Source organism: Pedococcus sp. P1_H8, from assembly GCF_056405175.1.
In genome coordinates, this window is sequence record NZ_JBFUCP010000262.1 from 1 (window position 1) to 431 (window position 431).

Genomic DNA, 431 nt, shown 5'->3' on the forward strand with positions numbered 1-431 from the left:
CTGCTGACCTGCGCGCCCGCCGCGACATCGGTCATGGTCACCTCTGACCAGTCCTTCACCGACAGCAGGTCCCGCATCGCGTCCAGAACCGACTCCCGCAGGAGGGTGCGGGTGGCCTGCTGGTACGGGAGTCGGTTCGACGGAGCCATGGTGGCGAGAGTGGCATTGTGCGTGCGCGGCGTCAAACGTGGACGGCGTCACCGTGCACACCGGCAGTGGCGGCCGGTTCGCGCAGGTCGGCGATCCCGGTCCCGGCGATCGCGACCGAGGTCATGACCGAGCGACCTCGACCATGTCGAAGTCGGCCTTCGCGGCGCCGCAGTCCGGGCAACTCCAGTCGTCCGGGATGTCGTCCCACCGGGTGCCCGGGGCGATACCGTCGTCGGGCCACCCCAGCTCCTCGTCGTACTCGAATCCACACTGGACACAGC

Annotated in this window: 1 protein-coding gene; it reads right to left on the reverse strand. The window is 69.1% G+C overall.

What is annotated here, in order from left to right; genetic code table 11:
- Nucleotides 1-270: 270 nt before the first annotated feature.
- On the reverse strand, nucleotides 271-431 hold a 161-nt coding region (locus AC1DYG_RS19900), incomplete at its 5' end, for a rubredoxin (RefSeq protein WP_477641573.1).